Below are 518 nucleotides of genomic sequence, written 5' to 3' on the forward strand. Positions count from 1 at the left end.
GTGAGCGTCAGGCCCTGGCTCGAACGCATTCAAAATGAAGATACGCGTCGTACTTTCTAGTGTCTCTTTCAGCGAGACTTTTTGTCTTTAAGATTTCGTTTGATTAATAACGTTACGTTTCAACGGGCAAATGTCAGTGAAACTGAGCCTCGATCCGAACAAGAATCGTCGTTTTGTTTTTTTATTAGTCGACATTAGTTAACGTTAGCCAACCAGCCAGCTAACGGCAGGCTAGGCGAGACAAATACAGGCTCATGTTAACGCCAGGGTTGAACGAAGGTTTGGAGTTCGTCTCCTTAAATTGAAAATAGTCTAATTAATCTTATCCAGTATCAACATTACATATTTACGTGTTGTTTCTTTAAAATGAACCGAGTCCAAGTTGGTGCCTTTAATGGTCTGAACGGCAGTTGGCTCAAGAGGGGAGCCGTGACGTAGCAGCCCGTGAATGTTTTCTATTGGTTGATTTGAATAACCCGTGACGTCAGCGGACAGAGATGGAAAGGGAGTGATCAGCG

1 protein-coding gene is annotated in these 518 nt (G+C 43.6%); it reads right to left on the reverse strand.

Annotated features, from left to right (window positions below; genetic code table 11):
* Positions 1-312: 312 nt before the first annotated feature.
* Positions 313-518 (reverse strand): hypothetical protein (locus tag GFB48_RS17640; RefSeq protein ID WP_205597772.1); only part of this gene is annotated, 206 nt, incomplete at its 5' end.

The sequence above is a fragment of the Paraferrimonas sp. SM1919 genome, assembly GCF_010993985.1.
In the GTDB taxonomy this organism is placed as follows: Bacteria; Pseudomonadota; Gammaproteobacteria; order Enterobacterales; family Shewanellaceae; genus SM1919.